Source organism: Ideonella sp. FW305-24 (assembly GCF_058788035.1).
In genome coordinates, this window is the sequence record NZ_JBYTAI010000006.1 from 67,526 (window position 1) to 91,327 (window position 23,802).

Below are 23,802 nucleotides of genomic sequence, written 5' to 3' on the forward strand. Positions count from 1 at the left end.
CGCCCTCCCATGCTTGCACCGCCGCTCATCCCGACGCCCGCGCCGAGCCCCGCCGCCAGGCCCGCACGCTGGTCGCCGTGTGCCTGGCCTGCGCGGCCATGCCGATGACGTTCACCGGCCCGGCCGTGGCGCTTGGCGACATTGCCGACAGCTTTGCCGCCAGCCCCATCGCACTGGCCTGGGTCACGAATGCCTTCATGCTGGCCTTCGGCAGCAGCCTGATGGCGGCCGGTGCGCTGGCCGACCGGCTCGGCCGGCGGCGGGTCTTCCGCGCCGGGCTGGCACTGTTCGTCGGCAGTTCGGCTGCGCTGGCCGCAGCGCCGTCGCTGTGGTGCTTCGATCTGCTGCGCGCGCTGCAGGGGCTGGCCAGCGCGGCGATCTTCGCTGGCGGCGCCGCGCTGCTGGCACAGGCCTTCGACGGGCCTGCGCACACCCGCGCCTTCAGCTGGCTGGGCACCAGCTTCGGCCTGGGCCTGGTGCTGGGCCCGGTGGCGGCAGGCCAACTGGCTACGGCCTTCGGCTGGCGTGCCATTTTCGCGCTGGTGATCGCGATGGCCGCGCTGGCCGCCGGGCTGGGTGCCGGCACCTTGCGCGAGTCGCGCACGCCGCAGGCCGGTGCCTTCGACTGGCGCGGTGCCACCAGCTTCACACTGGCGCTCACGGCGCTGACCTGCGCCGTGCTGCAGGCCGCCGCACGGGGCTGGGCCAATGCGCCGGTCGCCCTCGGGCTGCTCACTGCGGCGCTGCTGTTCGCCGCGTTCGTGCGCACCGAGCTCCGCGCCCCGCGCCCCGCAGCCGATGCTGGACCTGTCGCTGCTGCGCTACCGGCGTTTCATCGGCGTGCAGTGCCTGGCCGCCGCGCCGGCCTATGCCTACGTGGTGCTGCTGGTGCTGTTGCCGGCGCGCTTTGCCGGCATCGAAGGCACCTCGCCCGCCGTAGCCGGCTGGCGCATGGCCGTGCTGTCGGCTCCGCTGATGGTGCTGCCCGTCGCCGCCGGGCTCCTAACGCGGTGGTTCGCGCCGGCCACGCTGTGCGGCGCCGGCCTGCTCGGCACGGCCGGCGGGCTGTTCTGGCTGGCGCATGTGACAGGCGCACAGGCCCTGGTCGCGATGGCGTTGATCGGCACCGGCATCAGCCTGCCCTGGGGCCTGATGGACGGGCTGGCCCTCAGCGTGGTGCCGCGCGAGCGGGCCGGCATGGCGGCCGGCATCTTCAGCACCACGCGGGTGGCCGGCGAAGGCGTGGCGCTGGCGCTGGTGGGCACGGCGCTGGCCGGGCTGGTCCGCATGCAGTTGCCGGCAGGCGAACCCATGGCTGCGGTCGCCCAGCAGCTCGCCGGGGGTCGGCTGCAGGCCGCCGCCGCGCTCGCGCCGGGCCTGTCCGCCCAGGCGCTGGCCCGGGCCTACGAGCAGGCCTTTTTCTGGCTGCTGCTGGGGCTCTCAAGCATCACGCTGCTGACGGCAGCGGTCGTCTTCCTCTCGCTGCGGCATGGCTGCCGCGCAGACCAGGCCCGCCCGCTGCGCGGGCCCGCCTCACTGCCCTGAGCCGAACGCGGTACAAAGAGGCCACGCAAGAGGCCATGCCGCCGCCCATGCCACGCCCAGCCCCGCCCCTGCCCGCCATCGACCCCACCGCCTGCACCGGCTGCGGCCGCTGCATTGCCGCCTGCCCGCCCAAGGTGCTGTGGCTGGACACACCCGACCCACGCGGCTTCGGCCCGAAGCATGCGGTGCTGCACGACGCAGCCGGCTGCACCGGCTGCGCAATCTGCCAGCGGCGCTGTCCGTTTGATGCGATCCGCATGGCCAGCGCCAAGGGCTGACCGGCACGGCTGGGGGGCGCTCTTTCCGCATTGCGGCCCACCCGCCGCTGGGGCAAGATGGCACAGCGCCGCGGCCCCGGCCCCGGCCCGGCACGAGCCTTGGCCGGGCCTCTTCGAGCCTGCATGGAACGCCTGTACCGCTTCTACCTTGCGCTGTCTCGCATCAGCCAGCTGATGGTGCGCGAGCGGGATGCGCAGACGCTGTTCACCGAGATGTGCCGTGCCTGCGTGGACACCGGCCATGCGCAGATGGCCTGCCTGTACCTGCGCGAAGGCCACCATGCCGTGCGTGCCGCCTCGGCCGGCCCGGCCGACGAATTCCTGGCCGATGTGCCGCAGCCCTGGGACATGAGCACCCCGGCGGCGCAACAGTCGTACACGGTTGCGGCCATGCGCGACGGCCTGCCGCTGGTCAGCCATGACTATGCCAACGACCCGCGTGCCGCCGCATGGCGCGAGCTGGCACTGCGCCATGGCGTGCGGGCGATGGCCTGGGTGCCGGTTCAGCGCGGCGGCAAGGTGATTGGCGTGCTGATGCTGTCGGCCGACGAGACCGGTTTTTTCACCGAGGCCTTGATGCAGCTGCTGACCGAGATGGTCGGCGGCGTGGCGTTTGCGCTGGAGCACATCGACCGCGAAGCCGCGCTGGTGGCGGCGCTGCGCCAGGCCGAGGAAGGCTTCGAGCGTTTCAGCCGGCTGTTCCACCTGGCACCGCTGCCGGGCGCCATCCTCTCGATGATCGACCGGCGGGTGATGGACGCCAACGAGGCTTGTTTCCAGCGCTACGGTGTGACGCGCGAAGAGCTGATGGGGCGCACCTTTTCCTCGCTCGGCATTGGCGTGGTGGCCGAGGGCCGCGCGCGCTTCTACGAAGAGATGCGCCAGCAGGGCCGTGTGCGCAACCTGATCACCACCTCGCTGGACCGCGCCGGAACGGTGCTGCCGGAACTGATCAATGCCGAGGCCATCGAGTTCATGGGCGAGCCCTGCCACATCACGATGAGCCTGGACCTGAGCGCCCTGCGCGAGGCCGAGCAGGCACGCGACGCACTCGACCAGGCCAGGGCCGCCAGCCGCGCCAAGACCGAATTCCTCTCGCGCATGAGCCACGAGCTGCGCACGCCGCTGCACGCGGTGCTCGGCTTCGCCCAGCTGCTGCAGGCCGACGCGCCCGAGCAGCTCTCGCCGCGCCAGCAAACGCAGGTGTCCCACATCTGTGACGCCGGCTGGCACTTGCTGGCGCTGATCAACGACGTGCTGGACGTCTCCCGCATCGAGACCGGCCACTTGCGCGTGGACGCCCGGCCGACGGCGCTGCAGCCCTTGCTCGACGACGCCCTGCGCATGACCTCGCCGCAGGCCGGCACGCTGGCCGTGAGCATCGCCACGCCGTACAAGGACCAGGCCCCGCTGTGGGTGCAGGCCGACCCGATCCGGCTGCGCCAGGTGCTGATCAACCTGCTGTCCAATGCCTTCAAGTACAACCGCCCCGCCGGCACGGTGCAGCTCAGCGCAAGGGCCGAGGACGGCCAGGTGATCGTCGAGGTCATCGACACCGGGCTGGGCATGACGCGCGACCAGCTGGCCCACCTCTACGAGCCTTTCAATCGCCTGGGCCGCGAGCGCGGCGGCATCGAAGGCGCCGGCATCGGCCTGGCCCTGACGCGCCAGCTCGTGCAGCTGATGCAGGGGCAGCTGTCGCTGGACAGCGAGGCCGGCGTGGGCACCCGCGCCTGCCTGACGCTGCCCTGGCGGCCTGCCGCCGCCGCCGGCCCCGAAGCCGAGCCTGGCCGCGTCGAAGACGCGGTTGCGGAGCAGCCCGCAAGCGCCCACCAGCCAGCCGGCGTGGTGCTTTACATCGAGGACAACCCGGTCAACGGCCAGCTCGTCGAGCAGATGCTGGCCCGCTGGCCCCAGGTGCGGCTGGTGCAGGCCGAAGACGGTGCCAGCGGCCTGGCCATGGCACGCACGCTGCAGCCGGACCTGGTGCTGCTGGACATGCACCTGCCCGACATGGACGGCCTGGCACTGCTGCACACGCTGCGCAGCAGCGCCGAGACCTGCCAGCTGCCGGTGGTGGCGCTGTCCGCCAGCGCCATGCCCGACGAAGTGGCCGCGGCGCTGGCGGGCGGCGCAACGGACTACTGGACCAAGCCGCTGGACTTCCTGCGCTTCACCGCCGACGTGCTTCGGCTGCTGCGCCCGCTGCGCACTGCCCCCAGCGCTGCCTGATCCGCCCGGCCCGCCGCAGCGCACCGTCGCCGGGCCTGCGCACGCCGAGGTGGCGCCGGCCACACCAAACCCGTGCGCAAAGCTTGCATACAAGTTGGCACGGGGTGTGCATACAAGGCTGGCATGGCCATCTCCCCGTCCGAAATCAGTGCACGCATCGTCGAAGCGGTGATGGCCCAGAAGCTGGCGCCCGGCTCGCGGCTGGGCGAGCAGCAGCTGGCCCTGCTGTTCGACTGCAGCCGCACCGTGGTGCGCGAGGCGCTGACGCGGCTGGCCGCACGCGGCATCGTGACGGTCAGCGCGCGGCGCGGCTGGTACGTCATCGAGCCTTCGCAGGACGAGGCACGTGAGGCCTTCGAGGCGCGGCGGGTGATCGAGGTCGGCCTGATCCGCAGCAGCACCGGCCGCATGGACGCCGCGGCGCTGCGCAAGCTGCGCGCCCACGTGCAGCGCGAGAAGGCCGCGCTGAAGGGCGACGACGTCGGTGCGCGCAGCTTCCTGCTGGGCGACTTCCACGTCTGCCTGGCCGAATGCCTGGGCAACTCGCTGCTGGCCGACACGCTGCGCGACTTCACCGCCCGCACCACGCTGATCGCGATGCTCTACCAGTCGCAGCACGACGCGGCCGAGTCCTGCGAGGACCATGTGCGCATCGTCGAGGCGCTGGCGCGCGGCGACGCCGCCGAGGCCGAAACCCTGATGGCCGCGCACATCGGCACCGTGCAGGACGCCTTGCGCGCCAGCGACGACGAACACGACCCGCTGGCCCAGCTGCGCCAGGCCCTGGCCCCACTGCAGCAGACCCAGCCCGCCCCGGCCCCGCGCCGTCGCAAGGCCAAGCCCGCAGCGAACGCATCAACCGACACCCCCACCGACGATCCCTCCCCTTACCTCGGAGCCCTGTTATGACTCATTCGCTGTCCAAACGCCTGTTCACCACCGCCCTGACGGCCGCCACCCTGCTGGCCGCCGCCGGTGCCGCCCAGGCCCAGAGCGCGCTGGAGAACATCCAGAAGTCCAAGACGCTGAAGGTCGCGATCCCGACCGACTACCCGCCCTACGGCTTTGTCGGCCCCGACATGGCGCCGCAGGGCCTGGACGTGGACATGGCACGGCTGATCGCCACCAAGCTGGGCGTGAAGGTCGAGCTGGTGCCGGTGACCAGCGCCAACCGCATCCCCTACCTGCAGACCAAGAAGGCCGACCTGGTGATCTCCACGCTGGGCAAGAACGCCGAGCGCGAGAAGGTGATCGACTTCACCGCCGCCTACGCGCCGTTCTTCCAGGGCGTGTTTGCACCGAAGAAGCTCAAGCTCACCTCCTTCGCCGACCTCTCGGGCAAGACCGTGGCCGTGACCCGCGGCGCGATGGAGGACCAGGAGCTGAACAAGGTCGCGCCGTCCAACGTGGACTTCCGCCGCTTCGAGGACAACAACGCCACCATGGCCGCCTTCATCGCCGGCCAGACGCAGACCATCGCAATGAGCGGCGCCGTGGCCGCCGAGATGATCCGCCGCAACCCGCAGGCCGGCGCCGAGTTCAAGCTGCTGCTCAAGGACAGCCCGTGCTTCGTCGGCATCGCCAAGGGTGAAGACGCACTGAAGGCCAAGGTCAACGAGATCATCGCCGCCGCGAAGAAGGACGGCACGCTGGACGCCATGTCCAAGAAGTGGCTGGGCAAGACCGCGGGTGACTTGCCTCTGTAAACAGGCACTTCTTTCTCACCTTCCGGCCCTGCGTTCCTTCACCGGAGTTTTCGCATGACCTTCGACTTCTGGGCCGTGCTGGCCGAATGGCCGCTGCTGCTCAAGGGCCTGGCCTGGACGCTGGGCCTCACCGTCATCGCCACCGTCGTCGGCATGGCGGTGGGCATTGGCGGCGCGTGGGCCCGCGCCTGGGGGCCGGCGCCGCTGCGCTGGGCCGTGGGCGTGTACGTGGAGCTGATCCGCAACACGCCCTTCATCGTGCAGCTGTTCTTCATCTTCTTCGGCCTGCCGGCCGCGGGGGTGATGCTGACGCCCATCACCGCCTCGCTGATCGCAATGGTGCTGAACCTGGGCGCCTATGCGACCGAGATCATCCGCGCCGGGCTGCAGGCCACGCCGCGCGGGCAGATGGAGGCTGCGGTGAGCCTGGCGCTCAGCCCCGCCCAGGTCTTCTGGCGCGTGGTGCTGCCGCCGGCGCTGAAGAAGGTCTGGCCGGCGATGGTGAGCCAGATCATCATCGTGATGCTGGGCTCGGCCGTCTGCGGGCAGATCTCGGTCGAGGAGCTGAGCTACGCGGCCAACCTGATCCAGAGTCGCAACTTCCGCGCCTTCGAGGCCTACATCATCGCCACGCTGGCCTACCTGGCGCTGGCCATCCTGGCGCGGCGGCTGTTCAACTGGGCAGGTCCTCGCTTCCTGTTCGGCAAGTGAAACCGAGGACATCACCATGACCGAATTCACTTCCTGGGACATCGTGCGCAACCTGCTGCTGGCGGTGCGCTGGACCGTGGTGCTGTCGCTGATCGCGTTTGTCGGCGGCAGCGTGGTCGGCGCGGCGCTGCTGGCGCTGCGGCTGCGCGGCGGCAAGGTCGCGCAGCGCTGCATCGGCGGCTATGTGCAGGTCTTCCAGGGCACGCCGCTGCTGATGCAGCTCTTCCTCGGCTACTTCGGCCTCGGGCTGCTGGGGCTGGACGTGTCGCCCTGGACCGCTGCGGCCTTGGCGCTCACGCTCTACACCAGCGCCTACCTGACGGAGATCTGGCGCGGCTGCGTAGCGTCCATTCCCAAGGGCCAGTGGGAAGCGTCGACCAGCCTGGCCTTGTCGTTTGGCGAGCAGATGCGCCACGTGATCCTGCCGCAGGCCGTGAAGATCGCCACCGCGCCCACCGTCGGTTTCCTGGTGCAGGTCATCAAGGGCACGGCGCTGGCCTCGGTGATCGGCTTCGTGGAACTGACCAAGGCCGGCTCGATGATCGCCAACGTCACCTTCCGCCCGTTCACCGTGTTTGCCTGCGTGGCGCTGTTCTATTTCGCGCTGTGCTTCCCGATCAGCCTGTTCGCGAAAAACCTCGAAAGGAAGACGAATGTCAGCCGTGCTTGAGCCAACCGAAACCACGACCGCCGTGGGCGCGCCCGTGGTGCGCATCACCGCGCTGCGCAAGTCCTTCGGCACGAACGAGGTGCTCAAGGGCATCGACCTGGACGTGCTGCGCGGCGAGGTGGTCTGCATCATCGGCAAGAGCGGCTCGGGCAAGAGCACGCTCTTGAGGTGCATCAATGGCCTGGAGGAATTCCAGGACGGCTCGCTGACGGTGGACGGCAAGCCGCTGCTGCACGAAAGCGCGATGGCCATGCGCGCGCTGCGCCAGCGCGTGGGCATGATCTTCCAGGGCTTCAACCTGTTCCCGCACCTCAGCGTGGGCCGCAACGTGATGCTGGCGCCCACGCTGGTGAAAAAGCGCAGCGGCGCGGACGCCGAGGCGCAGGCGAAGAAGCTGCTGACCCGCGTCGGCCTGGCCGAGAAGTTCGACGCGATGCCCGAGCAGCTCTCAGGTGGCCAGCAACAGCGCGTGGCGATTGCCCGCGCGCTGGCGATGGAGCCGGCCGTGCTGCTGTGCGACGAGATCACCTCGGCGCTGGACCCGGAACTGGTGGGCGAGGTGCTGCGCGTGGTGGAGAGCCTGGCCGACGAGGGCATGACGCTCTTGATGGTCACGCACGAAATGAGCTTCGCCCGCAAGGTCAGCGACCGCGTGATCTTCATGCACCAGGGCCGGGTGCACGAGATGGGCCCGCCGGCGGAGCTGTTCGGCAGCCCGAAGACGCCGGAACTGCAGCAGTTCCTGTCTTCGTTGCACGATTGAACCGATTTGCCGTTCGGGCTGAGCATCTACACCGTTCGGGCTGAGCTTGTCGAAGCCCTGGCCCTTCGACAAGCTCAGGGTGAACGGAAAACACGACACCTCTCCCCGTTCGGGCTGAGCCTGTCGAAGCCTTCTTTGATTGGCATCCAACCTGGCGCCGCGCAGGCCCTTCGACAGGCTCAGGGCGAACGGGTTGGGGGTGCTCAGGGCGAATGGGAAAAGAGAAACCTCTTTTTCCCCGCCCACTCAACTCCGCATCGTGAACTTGCCGCCGCTGCCTGAGCTCATGTACATGGACGGCGCCAGCGGCACCAGCCACCACATCAGCAGGTAGACCAGCAGGCCGGTGCCGCCGCAGACGAACAGCAGCACGAACAGCAGGCGCCAGGCCCAGGCGGCCAGGCCGGTGGACATCGCCAGGCCACCGCAGACGCCACCAACCCAGCGGTCATCGCGGCTGCGGCGCAGGCCGTTGACCGCGTCGACGATGGGCGAGCCACTGGGCGTGTGCTGCGCGTTGCCGGCCAGCACACGGGCCTTGGCGCGGGCAAATTCCTCGTCGCTCAGCACCCCGCTGCGGTGCAGTTCGCCAAGCTGGTTCAGTTGTTCGCTTTCAGTCATGTCAGCCTCCTGGGCCGTGGAGAGGGAATGACTGAAGCTTAGGCTTCGGCGCTACCGGTGTCTGCCGGATGTGACCGATGGCGGCAGGGTCCGACGGACTGGCCGGTGCGCGCGACGAAGCGGCGCCGGGCTCAGCTCGACAGACCCGCCAGCGCCAGCCAGCGTGCATAGAGGTGCGCGGCGGTAGCCTGGCTGTCGGCCAGGAAGCGCGTGGTGTCGACCCGCATCGCCGCTTCGCCCTGCACCGTCGCGTGCTGCCGCAGCGGGTCGCCATCTTTCGGCGCTTCGCTGCACCAGCGGTTCAGCTTCTCGGCGTCCACCTCGATGTGGAACTGCATGCCCAGGTGGGGGCCGAAGCCGAAGGCCTGGTGCGGGCAGGCGGCATTGCCGGCCAGCAGCGTGGCGCCTGCGGGCAGGGCAAAGGTCTGGAAGTGCCACTGGTAGACCGGCAGCGGCGTGCTGCGGCCGAACCAGCCCTGAGCCAGCGGCGTCCCGGTTGGCGTGATGTGCGTCCAGCCGAACTCGGGCACCGGGTTGTCGGTCGTTGGCGCACCCAGCGCCTTGGCCAGCATCTGGCCGCCCAGGCAATGGCCCAGCACCGGCCGGCCGCGCGCCACGGCGTCGCGCAGCAGCGCTTCGGCGCGCGCGAGGAATGGCATGTCATCGTTGACGCTCATCGCGCCGCCCAGCATCGCGATCGCGTCATACGGTTCGGCCGAGGCCGGCACTTCGTCGCCCGCAGCCACGCTGGCCAGGTCAAACGACAGGCCAGCCTGCTGCAGCCAATGGGCGAGGTAGGCAGGTCCGTCGTCGGCCATGGGTTGCACGATGAGCAGGCGAGGGCGGGACGGCGACGACATGGGGACTGCGGTAGCAATTCGGGGGCCCGATGCTACGCGCGCTACCATCCCGCCCCAGGCACACCGCCCGTGCCTCCCACCCTCCAGACGGGGCAGCATTTCACATGCAGGGCTGGCGCACACCCATGGCCTTTGATCCGGCCGGTCGCGCAAGGAGGGACGCGAAGACGGCCGCCCATCGAAGGTGATCCCTCATGAAGCTCTCAGCCCCCATCCATGTCCTGAAGCAGCAGGCCAAGGCCTTGTCTCGCCAGGAAAACATCCGCCTGCATGCCGCGCTGGACCGCATCGCGGCGCGCGAAGGTTTCAAGGCCTGGAGCCACCTGGCGGCGCGCTGGCAACCCGAGTCGCCCGGTGCCGCGCTGTTCGCGCAGCTGCAGCCCGGCGACCTGGTGCTGGTCGGCTCCCGCCCCGGCCAGGGCAAGACGCTGCTGGCCATCGGCCTGGCGATAGAGGCCATGCAGCAGCGGCAACACGCGGCGCTGTTCACCATGGAATTCACCGCGGCAGACGTGGCCCGCTGCTTCGGCCAACTGGGCCATGACCTGGCCGACTTCGGCGCGCGCTTCGTGCTCGACCTGTCCGAGCGGATTTCGGCCGGGCACATCGCCACGCGCCTGGCCGACGCACCACCGCGCACGCTGGCGGTGATCGACTACCTGCAGTTGCTGGACCAGCCGCGCGAGCATCCGCCGCTGGACCAGCAGGTGCGCACGCTGAAGGCCTTTGCGCAGGCGCGCCAGGCCATCGTCGTTTGCCTGTCGCAGATCCGCCGCGACTACGAAGCCGCCGGCCGGCCTTGCCCGGACCTGGACGACGTGCGCCTGCCCAACCCGGTGGACCTGTCGCTGTTCAGCAAGGCCTGCTTCCTGCACAACGGCAAGATGCAACTGCTGATGGGAAGTTGAGCGGCAGTTGAACCCGGGTCAGGCCGCACGCGTCGCCCGCGTGGCCGCCTCGCGGCACAGCCGGTCGTCGCCCACCAGCGGCGACAGGCGCACGCAGGCATGCACCAGCTTGATCACATGGTCGTCGTCCGACGCGATGGCCGCCGCGACCAGTGCCGGCCACTCGGCCGCCGGCCGGGGGACGCTGCGCGAGCCCAGCGGGTCCATCGCCGGCAGGCGCGCGGCCATCCAGGCGGCGGTGAAGGCGCGGTCCAGCACCGCTTCGTCGCAAGGCAACGCAGGGCCGTCCCAAGTTTCCTTGACCCCCTCGGGGGGCGGGCTGGGCATCGCCCGGCCGTGGGGGCGCCCGGAGGCCGCGCCCGCCAGCCAGGGCGACAGCACATGCACCGCGCGCAGCCCGGTGACCATGTGCAGCACGGTGAAGTTGCCGCTGTCGGCATAGGTGTTCAGCGCCAGCGTCACCAGCTGCTGCCAGCGCGCCGTCAATGAACCGGCCGGTGCCAATGCGCCGGCCAGGCGGCGGTAGGTGGGCGTGGCGCTGGCCGCGCCCATGCGCAGCGAGATCAGCGGCGCGCTGCTGCGCCAGTCGGCCGCGGACTCGGCCAGTTGGCGCGACCAGTCGCGCAGCGGCAGGTGCAGCGGCGCTGGCTCCGGCGGCGCCAGCGGCTGCCAGCGCGCGGCCCAATACGCCAGCGCCGCGGCCAGCTCGCCTTCGTGCGCAGCTTCGACCGCGTGCGCCACGCGGATGGGCCCATGGAAGGCCGCCGCCGCAACGCCAGGCCACAGCCGCGGCAGCACGGCCTTCAGTACCGCGTCCCGCCCCTGCTCGGCCAGCGCCTCGGTGAACGCGGTGCGCAGGCCGGCGAAGGCGCTGAAGTCGCCCAGCCTGACGGGCCAGTCCGCTGGTGCGGGCGCCCAGGCCTGTGCGGGCGGCGCACCTTCGAAGCGACGCAGGTAGTGCGCGTAGAAGGCGTGCAGGCGCGCGTCGCTGGCGCCAAGCTCGCTGAGCGCATGCAGCGCCATCGGCATGTGGCTGCTCAGCTCGTTGCGGGTTTCGGGCGGCAACGCCAGGCTTTGGTCCAGCAGCTCGCGCAAGGCTGGGCGGCGCTGGCGGCGAACAGGCGCGGGCGTGGCCAGGGCTTGGCGGGCGGGCAGGTCGGCGAAGGAGAGCAGCGGCATGGCGAGGCGTCCTGTTGATGCGATGGTCGCCATGCTCGGAATTAAAGTGAACTTGAAGTCAACAGCTTTTTTGATCCGGAGGATGACGTGCATGTCCGAATCGATTCGCCTCAGCGCCAGTTCGCCGCTGACCATTGGCGAGCTGGCGCAACGCGCCGGCGTCGCTCCCAGCGCGGTGCGCTTCTACGAGGCCGAGGGCTTGATGCGCAGCCAGCGCAGCGCCGCCGGCCACCGGCGTTACCCGCGCAGCGAGCTGCGCCGCATTGCCTTCATCCGCGCGGCGCAAAGCATCGGCCTGACGCTGGAGCAGATCCGCGCCGCGCTGGCCACGCTGCCCGAGCACCGCACGCCCACCAAGGCCGACTGGGAAAAGCTCAGCCGCGACTGGCGCACGCTGCTGGACGCGCGCATTGCCGAAATGACCCGGCTGCGCGACCAGCTCACCTCCTGCATCGGCTGCGGCTGCCTGTCGCTGAAGACCTGCGGGCTGTACAACCAAGGCGACCAGGCTGCGGCCAAGGGCCAGGGGGCGCGCTATTTGCTTGGCGACAGGCCGCCGCCAGCCCGCAACCCCAGGCGCTGAAGCCGCCGCCGGGCTTTGTACGATGCGGCCCGTCGTCCTTCTCCTTGCCTTGTGGTCCCGATGCGCCGTTTTGTCTTCCTGCTGGTCGCCATCAGCCTGCTCGCCGCCTGCGCCACCCTGGTCGCCCCGGCACTGGACCCGCGCTTCGGACCCGCCGACCCGACCCGCTTCGACCATCCGGCGCCGCCGCCCGCCGGCGAGTCCTATTCGCAGACCATCCAGCCCATCCTGGACCGGCGCTGCGTGGTCTGCCATGCCTGCTACGACGCACCTTGCCAGCTGAAGACGACGAGCTGGGAGGGCATGGCGCGCGGCGCGAACAAGACGCCGGTGTACGACGCGACCCGGCTGCTCGCCGCGCCACCTTCGCGCCTGTACGTGGACGCGCAGCTCAGCTCCGAGTGGCGCACGCGCGGCTTTTTCCCGGTGCTCAACGAGCAGGACCGCACGCCCGAGGCCAATCGCAGCGTGGGCCTGGTGCACCGCATGCTGATGCTCAAGCAGCAGCACCCGTGGCCGGCCGAATCAGCCGATGAAACCGCCCAGCAGGCGGCGCTGGACGTGTCGGCCGACCGGGCCGCAATGTGCCCCGCCGGCTCCGAGATGGACGGCTACGAACGCAGCCTGCCGCAAGGCGGCATGCCGTATGGCCTGCCCGGCCTACCGCCGGCCGAGCACCGGGTGCTGACCCGCTGGATCGAACAGGGCGCGCCAGCCGAAGCGCCGGCGCCGCTGCCCGCGGCCACGCAGCAGCAGGTCGCCCGCTGGGAGCAGTTCTTCAACGGCGACGCGCTGAAGACCCAGCTTTTCGCGCGTTATGCCTACGAGCACCTGTTCCTGGCCCACCTGTATTTCGACGGCGATGGCGCAGCGCCGCAGCGCTTCTTCAAGCTGGTGCGCTCGGCCACGCCGCCGGGCCAACCGTTGAAGGTGATCCCCACGGCGCGGCCGGTGGACGACCCGGCTGTCGGGCGCGTCTACTACCGGCTGGACCTGGAGCGCGAGACCATCGTCGCGAAGACCCACATGCCGTACCGGCTGGACGCGCAACGCATGGCCCGCTGGCGCGCGCTGTTCCTGGACGCCCCCTACACGGTGGACCGGTTGCCGGGCTACAGCGCCGACACCGCGGCCAACCCGTTTGCCACCTTCGCCGCGCTGCCGGTGGGCGCGCGCTACCGCTTCATGCTGGACGAGGCCGAGTTCACGATCATGGGCTTCATCAAGGGCCCGGTGTGCCGCGGCCAGATCGCGCTGGACGTGATCGAGGACCAGTTCTGGGTCAGCTTCCTGGCGCCGTCCGAGGCCTACGACAACGCGATGGCCAAGCTGCTGCAGCAGGAGGTCAAACTGATGAGCCTGCCCACCGGCCGCAGCAACACCGATGTGCTGGTCGCCTGGCTGGCCTATGGCCGGCTGGAAAGCGGCTACCTGAAGGCCCGCACCGCGCAATACACCGAGGCCCTGCAAAAGCCCGAGAACCTCACTGAGCGGCTGATCTGGGACGGTGAGGGCCACAACGACAACGCCGCGCTGACCGTCTTCCGCCACTTCGACAGCGCCAGCGTGGTCAAGGGTTTCGTCGGCGAATCGCCCAAGACCGCCTGGGTCATCGGCTACCCGCTGCTGGAGCGCATCCACTACCTGCTGGTGGCCAACTACGACGTTTACGGCAACCTGGGCCACCAGCTGAACTCGCGGCTCTACATGGACTACCTGCGCGCCGAGGGCGAGTTCAACTTCCTCGCGCTGCTGCCCCAGGCCCAGCGCATCCCCACGCGCAACCACTGGTACCGCGGCGTGGGCGAAGGCGGGCGCGAGCAGGTCTACGGCGGGCCCGGCACCACGCTGCCGCTCGAAAGCGGCATCCACTACACCAGCGCCAACCCGCAGCAGGAGCTCTACGACCTGCTGAAAAAACGCCTCGCACCGGTGCTGGACCACCGCTTCGACTGGACCCGCCACAGCCCCGCCACGCTGCACGCCCCGCTGCAGGCGCTGGCCACGCTGCAAGGCGCGTCACTGCAATGGCTGCCCGAGATGACGCTGCTGCAGATCGACCAGCCCGATGGCAGCGCCAGCACCTGGACCCTGCTGCGCAACACCGCGCACGCCAGCGTCTCGCACCTGCTGGGCGAGCAGAAGGAACTGCTGCCGGCCGAGAACACGCTGACCCTGGCCCCCGGCGTGATCGGCAGCTACCCCAACGTCTTGCTGCGCGTGAAGGCCGCGGACCTGCCCGCGCTGACCACCGCGCTGCAGCAACTGCGCGCCAAGGCCGACTTCGACAGCCTCGCCCGCCGCTGGGCCGTGCGCCGCACCCACCCCGACTTCTGGGCCTTCAGCGACACCCTGCACCGCCGCTACGCCCACGACGACCCGCTGGGTGCCGGCATGCTGGACTACAACCGGCTGGGGACCTGGTGAACACCGGTAGCAGCCCAATAAAACCAATTGAATACCTTTTGCAGACCAGCTGACAGCTCTTGCATCCTGAATCAACCCTTGACGGCGCCTGAGTGCATAGCATCGCCGGCAGCTGCTGGTGGCGGGGCGACACCGCTCACGTCCCCAGGGCCGGGCCGCTTTTCGGCGGGCTGAAACCAGAGGGGCGAGACATGAACAAAAGCTTTCGAGGCGTCGCGGGTTTGGCGTTGGGGCTGTTGCTGGGCCAGGCGGCCTGGGCGCAGAACTGGCAACTGGTATGGCAGGACGAGTTCAACGGCAGCATCGGGCCGGACTGGGTGTTCGAGACCGGTGGCGGGGGCTGGGGCAACAACGAGCTGGAGTACTACCGCAAGGAAAACGCCACGATCGAGAACGGCAATTTGGTCATCACCGCCAAGCGCGAGGACTACGGCGGTTACCGCTACACCTCGGCGCGCATGAAGACGCAGGGCAAGAAGAGCTTCAAGTTCGGGCGCATCGAGGCGCGCATCAAGGCGCCTTCGTCGCTGGGCATGTGGCCGGCCTTCTGGGCGCTGGGCAGCAACATCAACACGGTGGGTTGGCCGGCCTCGGGCGAGATCGACATCATGGAGCACGTCAACGCCGAGTCGGACGTCTACGGCACGGTGCACTGGCAGGACCTGAGCGGCGGGCACGCGCAGTACGGCGGCCACACCGGCGCGAACGTGACGGGGTATCACGTCTACGCAGTGGAGTGGGACGCGAAGACCATCAAGTGGTTCGTCGACGGCACGCAGTACCACGTGATCGACATCACCAACGGGGTGAACGGCACCGAGGAATTCCAGAAGGATTTCTTCCTGCTGCTGAACCTCGCTGTGGGCGGCAACTGGCCGGGCTTCAACATCGACGAGGGCGCGATGCCGGCCAGGATGTACGTGGACTATGTGCGCGTCTACCAGGCCGGGGCCGGCGGCTTCAGCCAGCAGGTCGAAGCCGAGAACTTCGCCAACATGGCGGGGGTGCAGACCGAAGCCTGCTCGGAAGGCGGCCAGAACGTGGGCTGGATCGATGCCAACGACTGGATGGTCTGGAACGTCAATGTGCCCAGCGCCGGGACCTACACGCTGCAGTACCGCGTGGCCAGCCCCGGCGGCGGCGGCGTGATCCAGCTGGAGAAGGCCGGCGGCGCGCCGGTCTATGGCAGCGTGGCGGTGCCGGCCACCGGCGGCTGGCAGAGCTGGACCACGGTGCAGCATCAGGTGCAGCTGCCTGCGGGCCAGCAGCAGATCGCCGTGAAGGCGCTGGCCGGTGGCTTCAACCTGAACTGGCTGAAGATCGTGCAGTGACCGGCAAGTGAGCCTCAGGCCAGCGCTGGCTGCCTCTTGAACCCAGCCAGTGCGCCGACCAATGATTCGGTCTGGGACCTCAGGCTCTCGGCCGCCGCGGCGGACTGCTCGACCAGCGCGCTGTTCTGCTGCGTCGTCTGGTCGATCTGGATCATGGCGCTGCTGACCCGTTCAATGTCGTGGCGCTGTTCGGACGTGGCGTGGCTGATCTCCGAAGCCAGGTCGTTGACGCGCTGAATGCGGGTGACGATTTCCTGCATCGTCCGGCCGGCCGCGTCGACCTGGGCCGAGCCGGCCTCGACGCGTTCGACGCTGGCGCCGATCAGGCTCTTGATCTCCTTGGCCGCCGCCGCGCTGCGCTGCGCCAGGCTGCGCACCTCGGTGGCGACGACCGCAAAGCCGCGGCCTTGCTCGCCGGCCCGCGCTGCTTCGACGGCTGCGTTCAGCGCCAGGATGTTGGTCTGGAAGGCAATGCCGTCGATCACGCCGGTGATGTCGGCAATGCGCTTGCTGGCGCTGCTGATCTCGCCCATGGTCGCAACGACCTGGTTGACCGCGGTGCCGCCGCGCTCTGCCACGGCGCGGGCATCGCCGGCCAGCTCGGTGGCCTGGCGCGCGGCGTCGGCATTGGTCTGCACCGAGGTGGTCAGCTGCGACATGGCGCTGGCCGTCTGCTGCACATGGCCGGCCTGGGCTTCGGTGCGCTGGCTGAGGTCCGCATTGCCGCTGGCAATCTCGGATGAGCCGGTGGCGATGGACGAGCTGGCCTGCTCGATTTGGCCGACCAGCTGGCGCAGGCGCGTCTGCATGTCGCCCATCGCGCCCAGCAGGCTGTCGGCCTGCACATTGGCGGGCATTGGCGAGTCCAGGTCACCGTCGGCAATGCGGCGCACGATGCGCGTCACGTCGCCCGGGTCGCCGCCCAGCTGGCGCATGGTGCTGCGCACCACCCACCACGAGGCGATGACCGCCGCCACCAGGCCGGCCGCGCAAAGCGCCAGCGCCAGCGTGCGCGCGGCGGCCAGCGCACCTGCGCCTTCGCCGCTGCGGTCTTTCACCTCCTCGCGCTGCAGGTCGATCAATTCGGCAAAGGCCTTGGTGACCGCCGTGCCGGCCGGGTTTGCGCGGGTCTTGCGCAGCTCGGTGGCCTCGTCGATCTTGTCAGCTTCCAGCAGCTTGAACAGGTCCACGCGGGCCTCGGCATAACGCGGGAAGGCCTCGCGCAGCTCGCTGACCTTGGCCTGCACCGCGGGGCTGTGCGGCTTGCTGGCAAACGCGTCCATCGCCTGCTCGAAATCAGTGCGCAGCTTGGGACTGACCGCAGCCACCTTGGCGCGGGTCTCGGCGTCGATGGGCGACATGTAGTACGCCACGCCATGACGCATGGCCCAGATGGCGGCCTGCGCGTCGGCAATGGCCGTGGTGCCCAGCGTGGCTTCCTGCTCGACCGCCAGCGCGGTCGACGCGGTGGACGCCAGCCGCCAGGACAGCCCGGCGCACAGCAGGAGGAGCGCGGCCAGCAGGCCGAAGGCGGCATAGAGCCGGGTAGCAAGAGTGGTGCGGTTCATGGCGGGCGGTGGTGAAGAACGTTTGCGCCCCCTGATGCGGCGCCTTGTCCGGGTCTTCGGTCCCGCGCGGCGGATGTGAAGCCCGCATTTGGCGAATGTGTCGGGATTCCGACCCTTCATGACCGCCACGCCGCAGAGCTGGGGCGGTCCTTCACGCCACACCGCAGCGTTTGCGTTTTTTCACGCGCATCAGCCGCCCCTGCGCTCAACGGGCCGTTGGCGCGGCCGATAGCGGGGGAGTCCTCACGCCGCCGGCTGTCATCGCCCCGGCACCGTCTCACCCCCACTGCATACCGAACACACGGTACGGACCGTCCCCCAAAGGAGTTTCTCGATGAAGATTTTCATGATTGGCACCCAGCGTTCGGGTTCCAACCTGCTGCGCCTGATGGTCAACCAGGCGCCCTCGATCGCCGCCCCGCACCCGCCGCATTTCATGGAGCGTTTCACGCCGCTGCTGCCGGCCTACGGCGACCTGCGCGACGAGGCCAATTTCGCGCGCCTGGTGGACGATGCAGTGACCATGGTCGAGCGCAACCCGGTGCCCTGGGGCGTGAGCTTCGACCGCACCGAGATCCGCGCGCGCTGCCGCGACAACAGCCTGGTCGCCATCTTCGGCGCGGTGATGGACCGCATGGCCGAGGCCAATGGCAAGCCGCACTGGATGTGCAAGTCGCTGGCCAATGTGCACTTCCTGCCCGAGATCGAGCGCTACTTCGGCGCCGAAGCCCGTTACCTCTACCTGTACCGCGACGGGCGCGATGTGTGCCTGTCGTTCCTGAAGGCTGTGGTCGGCGAGAAGACCGCCTTCCACGTCGCCAGGCAGTGGGACCTGGAGCAGCAGCTGGCACTGGAATGTGGCCGCCGCGTGCCGGCCTCGCAGTATTTGGCGCTTTCATATGAAGAGCTGACCAGCAACTCGGAATCGACGTTGAAGCTGCTGTGCCGCTGGCTGGGCATCGAGTTCCACCCCGGCATGCTGGACTTCCACCAGTCCGAAGAAGCCAGCAAGACGGCCGCCTCCGGCCAGATGTGGGCCAACGTGCGCAAGCCGGTGATGGCCAGCAATACCAAGAAGTGGCTCAAGAGCATGTCGCGCGACGAGATCATCGACTTCGAGTCGGTCGCCGGCCGCTCGCTGACCGAGCTGGGCTACGACCTCGAAGTGGCCGGCAAGCAAGAACCGGTGCGCAGCTACGACGCCTCGGCGCTGGACGCGCTGGACGCCGAAAACCGCCGCCGCAAGGCCGCCGTCAAGGAAGAGCTGTCGCCGGAAGACGCGGCCGCCCGCAAGCCCCAGGAAGACCTGCTGGCCGCCATCCGCGCCCGCAAGGTCGCGGCCTGACGGCCGGGCTGGGCAGCCTCAAGCGGAAGGTCACACGGAAGGTCGCGCAGAAAGTCACCCAGAAGGGCGGCCGACTCGAGCACGCGGCACGCCCTCCTGTCAAGAGTCGCAATCCGCGGAAAAGCGGGGGCTTTCCGCGGGCAGTTCATCGAATTGATTCAGGGTGCAGTTTCGGACACTTCTTATGCGCAAACAGTGCTTGGATGCCTCTTAAGGAAGGTTTCTTCCGCATAGGGCAGAAATCAGCACCTGCTTGCCATCCACCCCCCCCAGCCCCACAAGAAGAGGCCTTCGATGGCCCCACTCAAGGAGTGTTTCCAGTGAAAGTCTTCATGATCGGAACCCAGCGTTCGGGTTCCAACCTTCTGCGCCTGATGGTCAACCAGGCCGAGTCCATTGCGGCGCCGCACCCGCCTCACCTGCTTGAGCGCTTCACCCCGCTGCTGCCGGCCTACGGCGATCTGCGGGACGAGGCGAACTTCGAGCAGCTGATCGACGACGCCGTGACGATGATCGAGCGTAACCCAGTGCCCTGGGGCGTGGCGTTCGACCGCGCCGAGATCCGCGCTCGCTGCAGGGAGAACAGCCTGGTGGCCATCTTCGGCGCGGTGATGGACTGCATGGCCGAGGCCAACGGCAAGCCGCACTGGATGTGCAAGTCGCTGGCCAACGTGCACTTCCTGCCCGAGATCGAGCGCTACTTCGGCAGCGAAGCCCGCTACCTGTACCTGTACCGCGACGGACGCGATGTCTGCCTGTCCTTCCTGAAGGCGGTGGTCGGCGAGAAGACCGCCTTCCACGTGGCCCAGCAGTGGCAGCGCGAGCAGATGCTGGCGCTGGAATGCGGCCGCCGCGTGCCGGCCACCCAGTACCTGGCGCTGTCCTACGAGGAACTGACCCGCAACTCGGAGTCCACGCTGCAGCTGCTGTGTCGCTGGCTGGGCATCGACTTCCATCCGGCGATGCTGGACTTCCACCAGTCCGAAGAAGCCAGCAAGACCGCAGCCTCGGGCCAGATGTGGGCCAACGTGAAGCAACCGGTGATGGCCGGCAACAGCAAGAAGTGGCTCAAAGGCCTGACCCGCGACGAGATCATCGACTTCGAGTCGGTGGCCGGCGACGCACTGGTGGCGCTGGACTACGAGCTGGAACTGGTCGGCACGCAGGAACTGCCGCGCAGCTACGATGAGGCCATGATGATGGCCCTGGGTGCAGAAAACCGCCGCCGCAAGTCCGCGGTGCGGGAGGAACTCTCCCCCGAAGACGCCGCTGCCCGCAAGCCGCAGGAAGACCTGCTGGCCGCCATCCGCGCCCGTGGCGTGGCGGCCTGAACGAGGCGCCGCCATGAACACCACCACGTTGACCCCGCCCTCGCCTCCCGATGAAGCATTGCCGGGCCCCCGCAAGGCCCTGCTCTTCGCCGACTGCGTGGTGCTGGGGCTGACCGCCTGGGGCGGCTTCATGGCGCTGCTGGCGCAGGCGCAGACACGCTTCGTCAAGCAGCGCCAATGGCTGTCCGAGCAGGACTTCGGTGACCTGATCGCCCTGGTCGTGATGCTACCGGGCCCCCAGGCCGTCAACGCGCTGGCGGTGATGGGCTACCGACTGGCCGGCTGGGGCGGCTTTGCCGCGGCGCTGGCCGGCATCGTGCTGCCGGGCTTCGTGATCACGTTGATGCTGTGGGGCGGCTACGCGCTGCTGGCGCAGCATCCCGACCTGCAGCGCGCGCTGATGGCGGGCGTGCTGCCACCGCTGGCCATGATCCTGGGGCAGGCCGCCTTCAACCAGGCCAAGAAGGCCACGCCAGGCCTGAAGGAGCGGGGGCTGGCGGTTGTCTGCGGCGTGTTGCTGCTGGCGGTGCCGTACTGGGGCGCGGCCATCTACGTGCTGGCCATGGCGGCGCTGGTGGCGCTGTTCACCTGGCCTGCGCCCAAGGTGGTGGCACCCGAGGCCGCGCAGCGCCGCCTGCATCCTCTGGCACTGGCCTTGTGCATCGCCCCTGCGGGCCTGGCGCTGTTCCAGGTGGTGCCGGCGCTGCTGCCCGAGGTGCTGCTGGCCAAGGTCGGCCTGGTCTTTGGCGGGCTGAGTACCACGCTCTTCGGCGGCGGGCTGGTCATGGTGCCGATGCTCGAAGGCCTGATCGTGGACCACCTGGGCTGGCTGGACCATGCCAGCTTCAGCGCCGGCCTCGCGGCCAGCCAGGTCACGCCGGGCCCCATCCTCAGCATCGCCACCTTCACCGGCATGCAGGTGGCCGGCCTGGGTGGCGCGCTGATCGCCACGCTGGGCATCTACCTGCCCACCGCGGTGATTTCCGTGGGCGTGAACAGCATGACCGAGCAGCTCAAAGGCTCGCGCCGCTTCCAGCACGCCATGCTGGGTGTGCGCAGCGCGGTGGTCGGCCTGATCGCCGGCGGCGCAATCTCGCTGCTGCTGAAGCTGCCGGGGCACGGCCTGTCGTGGCAGGGCGGGCTGATGGTGGCGGTGGCCTGGCTGCTGGTCTGGCGGCTGAAGCAGCCGCCCTACCTGACGCTGCCGGTGGGCGTGCTGCTGGCGTGGCTGTTGTTGTGACCTGAGGTTGTGAGCTGAGAAGCTGTGCAGGCCCAGTCCCACACGGGATGGGTCGGCCGGCTGACAGCCACGGCGCGGGCCGGGGGCAAGCATTGGGGATCGCGGCTTTGCCGCACCCGATGCGACGCACCACCCATGCTCCGTTCCACACTCCTCAAACTCTCGGCCCTCGCGGCTTCGCTGGCAGGCGTTGCCGCCTGCGCCGGCATCGTCGAAGCGGGCCGCGGCCCGGTGCCTTCGCCGGCGGACACGGTTGGCCCGAATCCGGTCATCAAGCCGGTCGACAAAAGCCTGCTGCCGACCATGCAGATCGCGCCGGCCAAGGGCTGGGCCGCAGGCGAAAAGCCCACGGCCGCCGCCGGCCTGGCGGTGAACGCCTACGCCACCGGGCTGGACCATCCGCGCTGGCTGTACGTGCTGCCCAACGGCGACGTGCTGGTGGCCGAGACCAACGCGCCACCCAAGCCGGACGACGGCAAGGGCATCCGGGGCGCGGTGCAGAAAAAGGTGCAGGCCAAGGCCGGCGCCGGCGTGCAGTCGCCCAACCGCATCACGCTGCTGCGCGACGCCGATGGCGACGGCGTGGCCGAGACCAGGACGGTGTTCCTGCAGGGCCTGAATTCGCCGTTTGGCATGGCGCTGGTGGGCAACGAGCTCTACATCGCCGACACCGATGCCATCGTGCGTTTCCCGTACACGCCAGGGGCCACCGGCATCAGCGAAAAAGGCCAGAAGCTGACCGACCTGCCCGCCGGCACGATCAACCACCACTGGACCAAGAACATCATCGCCTCGGCAGATGGCACCAAGCTCTACGCGACCGTGGGCTCGAACAGCAACGTGGCCGAGAACGGCCTGGCCGCCGAAGAGGGCCGCGCGGCGATCTGGGAAGTGGACCGCGCCAGCGGCAGCAAGCGCCTGTTCGCCACCGGCCTGCGCAACCCCAACGGCATGGCCTGGCAGGGCAAGGTGCTGTGGACCGTGGCCAATGAGCGCGACGAGCTCGGCAACGACCTGGTGCCCGACTACCTGACCTCCGTCAAGCAGGGCGCCTTCTACGGCTGGCCCTTCAGCTACTACGGCCAGCACGTGGACGAGCGCGCCAAGCCGCAGAACCCGGCGCTGGTCGCCAAGGCCATCCCACCGGACTACGCGCTGGGCGCGCACGTCGCCGCGCTGGGCCTGGCCGCGGCCGACAAGACTGCGCTGCCGGCGCCGTTTGCCGGCGGCATGTTCATTGGCGAACACGGCTCGTGGAACCGCAAGCCGCCGGTGGGCTACAAGGTGGTGTTCGTGCCGTTCACGGATGGCAAGCCTTCGGGCCAGCCCATCGATGTGCTGACCCGCTTCGTCGACGACCAGGGCGACGCGCACGGCCGGCCGGTGGGCGTGGCCATCGACAGCAAGGGTGCGCTGCTGGTGGCCGACGACGTGGGCAACGTGATCTGGCGGACCAGCGCAGCGCGCTGAAGGTTCAACCGGGAAAGCTGAGCGGGTCGCCGCCCAGCACCTCGGCCACCACTTCCCGCACGCAGCCGCGCAGCCACCGCTGTGCCGGGTCGGCCTCCAGGCGCGGATGCCAGAGCAGCGAGACCGTCAGCGGCGGCACGGTGAACGGCAGCGCGAAGCGGTGCATGCCGCCGTGCAGCCCTGCGGCGTGGCGCTCGGGCACGCTGGCCACCAGCTCGGTGGCCTGGGCCAGCGCCAGCGCGGCTGAGAAGCCGGCCACCGTGGTGGCGATGTCGCGCGCCTGGCCTGACGCGGCCAGTGCCTCGTCCACCGGCCCATGCCGGCCGACCGGGCCGGCGCGGCGAGCGACCTCGATGTGCCGGCAAGCCAGGTAACGCGCCAGCGTGACCTCGCCACCTTGGGCCAGCGCATGTCCGGCGCGCACCACGCCAACGAAGCGGTCCCGGAACAGCGCCTGCGCACGCACCTCCGGGCCGGTGCTGTCGCCCACCACGCCAGCCTCCAGGTCCACACTGCCGTCGCGCAGCGGCGCGCTGTCCTTGTCCGGCTTGGGCAGGAAATGCAGGTGCACGCCGGGCGCCTCGCGGGCGATGCGGGCCAGCAGCGCAGGGCCGAAGCCCTCGACAAAGCCCTCGCGGCTGCGCAGCGTGAAGGTCTTCTGCAGTTGGTCCAGTTGCAGCGGCTTCTGCGGCCGCAGCGCGGCCTCGGCCGCCTGCACCAGCGGGCCCAGCTGCTCGCGCAGCTCGAGCGCCCGCGGCGAGGCCACCAGCCCCCGCCCGGCGCGCACCAGCAGCGGGTCGCCGGTGGCTTCGCGCAGCCGCGCCAGCGCCCGGCTCATTGCCGAAGGACTGAGCCGCAGCCGGCGCGCGGCGGCGGCCACGCTGCCTTCGGTGAGCAGCACGTCCAGCGTGACGAGCAGGTTCAGGTCGGGTCGGGCCATGGGAGGTTCGCAGCGTGCCAGCCATGATAGGGCGCGTCGTGCATCAATGAAGTGCAACTGCTGCGCCTTCCGCCATGCCAGCGACCGGCCTATC

At 69.5% G+C, this 23,802-nt stretch carries 21 protein-coding genes and 1 pseudogene; 17 read left to right on the forward strand and 5 right to left on the reverse strand.

Annotated features, from left to right (window positions below; translation table 11 throughout):
* Positions 1 to 104: 104 nt before the first annotated feature.
* From AC3WR5_RS17480 to AC3WR5_RS17520, 9 genes and pseudogenes are all read left to right on the forward strand, one after another.
* A pseudogene (locus AC3WR5_RS17480) lies at positions 105 to 593 on the forward strand (MFS transporter); the annotation flags it as partial.
* Positions 594 to 798: 205 nt separating this feature from the next.
* Positions 799 to 1,545: an MFS transporter gene (locus tag AC3WR5_RS17485; RefSeq protein ID WP_492485948.1), complete on the forward strand. Its 747-nt coding sequence runs from the start codon at positions 799 to 801 to the stop codon at positions 1,543 to 1,545.
* 47 nt (positions 1,546 to 1,592) lie between these two features.
* On the forward strand, positions 1,593 to 1,823 hold the full coding sequence (locus AC3WR5_RS17490) for an ATP-binding protein (RefSeq protein WP_231010639.1): 231 nt from the start codon (positions 1,593 to 1,595) through the stop codon (positions 1,821 to 1,823).
* 123 nt (positions 1,824 to 1,946) lie between these two features.
* On the forward strand, positions 1,947 to 4,055 hold the full coding sequence (locus AC3WR5_RS17495; RefSeq protein ID WP_492485949.1) for a hybrid sensor histidine kinase/response regulator: 2,109 nt from the start codon (positions 1,947 to 1,949) through the stop codon (positions 4,053 to 4,055).
* 123 nt (positions 4,056 to 4,178) lie between these two features.
* A complete protein-coding gene (locus AC3WR5_RS17500; protein WP_231010627.1) occupies positions 4,179 to 4,964 on the forward strand; it encodes a GntR family transcriptional regulator in 786 nt (261 codons plus the stop codon).
* Positions 4,961 to 5,761, forward strand: a complete 801-nt coding sequence (locus tag AC3WR5_RS17505) for a transporter substrate-binding domain-containing protein (RefSeq protein ID WP_492485950.1) — start codon at positions 4,961 to 4,963, stop codon at positions 5,759 to 5,761. The genes AC3WR5_RS17500 and AC3WR5_RS17505 overlap by 4 nt, the downstream gene beginning before the upstream one ends.
* Before the next feature lie 54 nt (positions 5,762 to 5,815).
* Complete coding sequence (locus AC3WR5_RS17510; protein WP_492485951.1) at positions 5,816 to 6,472, forward strand: amino acid ABC transporter permease; 657 nt, start codon at positions 5,816 to 5,818, stop codon at positions 6,470 to 6,472.
* Positions 6,473 to 6,488: 16 nt separating this feature from the next.
* Positions 6,489 to 7,142 (forward strand): amino acid ABC transporter permease, encoded by a 654-nt coding sequence (locus AC3WR5_RS17515; RefSeq protein ID WP_492485952.1) that lies wholly within the window; start codon positions 6,489 to 6,491, stop codon positions 7,140 to 7,142.
* Positions 7,126 to 7,905, forward strand: a complete 780-nt coding sequence (locus AC3WR5_RS17520) for an amino acid ABC transporter ATP-binding protein (protein WP_492485953.1) — start codon at positions 7,126 to 7,128, stop codon at positions 7,903 to 7,905. The genes AC3WR5_RS17515 and AC3WR5_RS17520 overlap by 17 nt, the downstream gene beginning before the upstream one ends.
* A 246-nt stretch (positions 7,906 to 8,151) precedes the next feature.
* Here the strand turns inward: AC3WR5_RS17520 and AC3WR5_RS17525 are convergent, their stop codons facing one another.
* Both AC3WR5_RS17525 and AC3WR5_RS17530 read right to left on the reverse strand, forming a co-directional pair.
* Positions 8,152 to 8,526, reverse strand: coding sequence for a PspC domain-containing protein (locus tag AC3WR5_RS17525; protein ID WP_492485954.1), 375 nt, complete (start codon positions 8,524 to 8,526; stop codon positions 8,152 to 8,154).
* A 131-nt stretch (positions 8,527 to 8,657) separates the two neighbouring features.
* On the reverse strand, positions 8,658 to 9,386 hold the full coding sequence (locus tag AC3WR5_RS17530) for a type 1 glutamine amidotransferase (RefSeq protein ID WP_492485955.1): 729 nt from the start codon (positions 9,384 to 9,386) through the stop codon (positions 8,658 to 8,660).
* 194 nt (positions 9,387 to 9,580) lie between these two features.
* On the opposite strand from AC3WR5_RS17530, the gene AC3WR5_RS17535 reads away from it, so the two are divergent.
* Entirely contained in the window at positions 9,581 to 10,294 is a 714-nt protein-coding gene (locus AC3WR5_RS17535) for a DNA helicase (protein ID WP_492485956.1), read from the forward strand.
* Between the two features lie 18 nt (positions 10,295 to 10,312).
* Here AC3WR5_RS17535 and AC3WR5_RS17540 read toward each other — a convergent pair whose 3' ends face one another.
* Positions 10,313 to 11,473, reverse strand: coding sequence for a questin oxidase family protein (locus AC3WR5_RS17540; RefSeq protein WP_492485957.1), 1,161 nt, complete (start codon positions 11,471 to 11,473; stop codon positions 10,313 to 10,315).
* Between the two features lie 91 nt (positions 11,474 to 11,564).
* Between AC3WR5_RS17540 and soxR the strand changes: the two genes are divergently transcribed.
* From soxR to AC3WR5_RS17555, 3 genes are all read left to right on the forward strand, one after another.
* Positions 11,565 to 12,056, forward strand: a complete 492-nt coding sequence (soxR, locus tag AC3WR5_RS17545) for a redox-sensitive transcriptional activator SoxR (protein WP_492485958.1) — start codon at positions 11,565 to 11,567, stop codon at positions 12,054 to 12,056.
* A gap of 60 nt (positions 12,057 to 12,116) precedes the next feature.
* Entirely contained in the window at positions 12,117 to 14,483 is a 2,367-nt protein-coding gene (locus AC3WR5_RS17550) for a fatty acid cis/trans isomerase (protein ID WP_492485959.1), read from the forward strand.
* 191 nt (positions 14,484 to 14,674) lie between these two features.
* Positions 14,675 to 15,814: a carbohydrate-binding protein gene (locus AC3WR5_RS17555; RefSeq protein WP_492485960.1), complete on the forward strand. Its 1,140-nt coding sequence runs from the start codon at positions 14,675 to 14,677 to the stop codon at positions 15,812 to 15,814.
* Between the two features lie 14 nt (positions 15,815 to 15,828).
* Here AC3WR5_RS17555 and AC3WR5_RS17560 read toward each other — a convergent pair whose 3' ends face one another.
* Positions 15,829 to 17,382, reverse strand: a complete 1,554-nt coding sequence (locus tag AC3WR5_RS17560) for a methyl-accepting chemotaxis protein (protein ID WP_492485961.1) — start codon at positions 17,380 to 17,382, stop codon at positions 15,829 to 15,831.
* A gap of 334 nt (positions 17,383 to 17,716) precedes the next feature.
* On the opposite strand from AC3WR5_RS17560, the gene AC3WR5_RS17565 reads away from it, so the two are divergent.
* The 4 genes from AC3WR5_RS17565 (at position 17,717) to AC3WR5_RS17580 (ending at position 22,768) form a co-directional block, all read left to right on the forward strand.
* Positions 17,717 to 18,727, forward strand: a complete 1,011-nt coding sequence (locus tag AC3WR5_RS17565; RefSeq protein ID WP_141289060.1) for a sulfotransferase family protein — start codon at positions 17,717 to 17,719, stop codon at positions 18,725 to 18,727.
* A gap of 320 nt (positions 18,728 to 19,047) precedes the next feature.
* Positions 19,048 to 20,058 (forward strand): sulfotransferase family protein, encoded by a 1,011-nt coding sequence (locus AC3WR5_RS17570; protein WP_492485962.1) that lies wholly within the window; start codon positions 19,048 to 19,050, stop codon positions 20,056 to 20,058.
* 13 nt (positions 20,059 to 20,071) lie between these two features.
* Entirely contained in the window at positions 20,072 to 21,298 is a 1,227-nt protein-coding gene (chrA, locus tag AC3WR5_RS17575) for a chromate efflux transporter (protein ID WP_141289064.1), read from the forward strand.
* A gap of 135 nt (positions 21,299 to 21,433) precedes the next feature.
* The gene (locus tag AC3WR5_RS17580) at positions 21,434 to 22,768 is read left to right on the forward strand and encodes a PQQ-dependent sugar dehydrogenase (protein WP_492485963.1); all 1,335 of its coding nucleotides are present in this window, start codon (positions 21,434 to 21,436) and stop codon (positions 22,766 to 22,768) included.
* 4 nt (positions 22,769 to 22,772) lie between these two features.
* On the opposite strand, the gene AC3WR5_RS17585 is transcribed toward AC3WR5_RS17580, so the two are convergent.
* Positions 22,773 to 23,708: a LysR family transcriptional regulator gene (locus AC3WR5_RS17585; protein WP_492485964.1), complete on the reverse strand. Its 936-nt coding sequence runs from the start codon at positions 23,706 to 23,708 to the stop codon at positions 22,773 to 22,775.
* Positions 23,709 to 23,802: the final 94 nt, after the last annotated feature.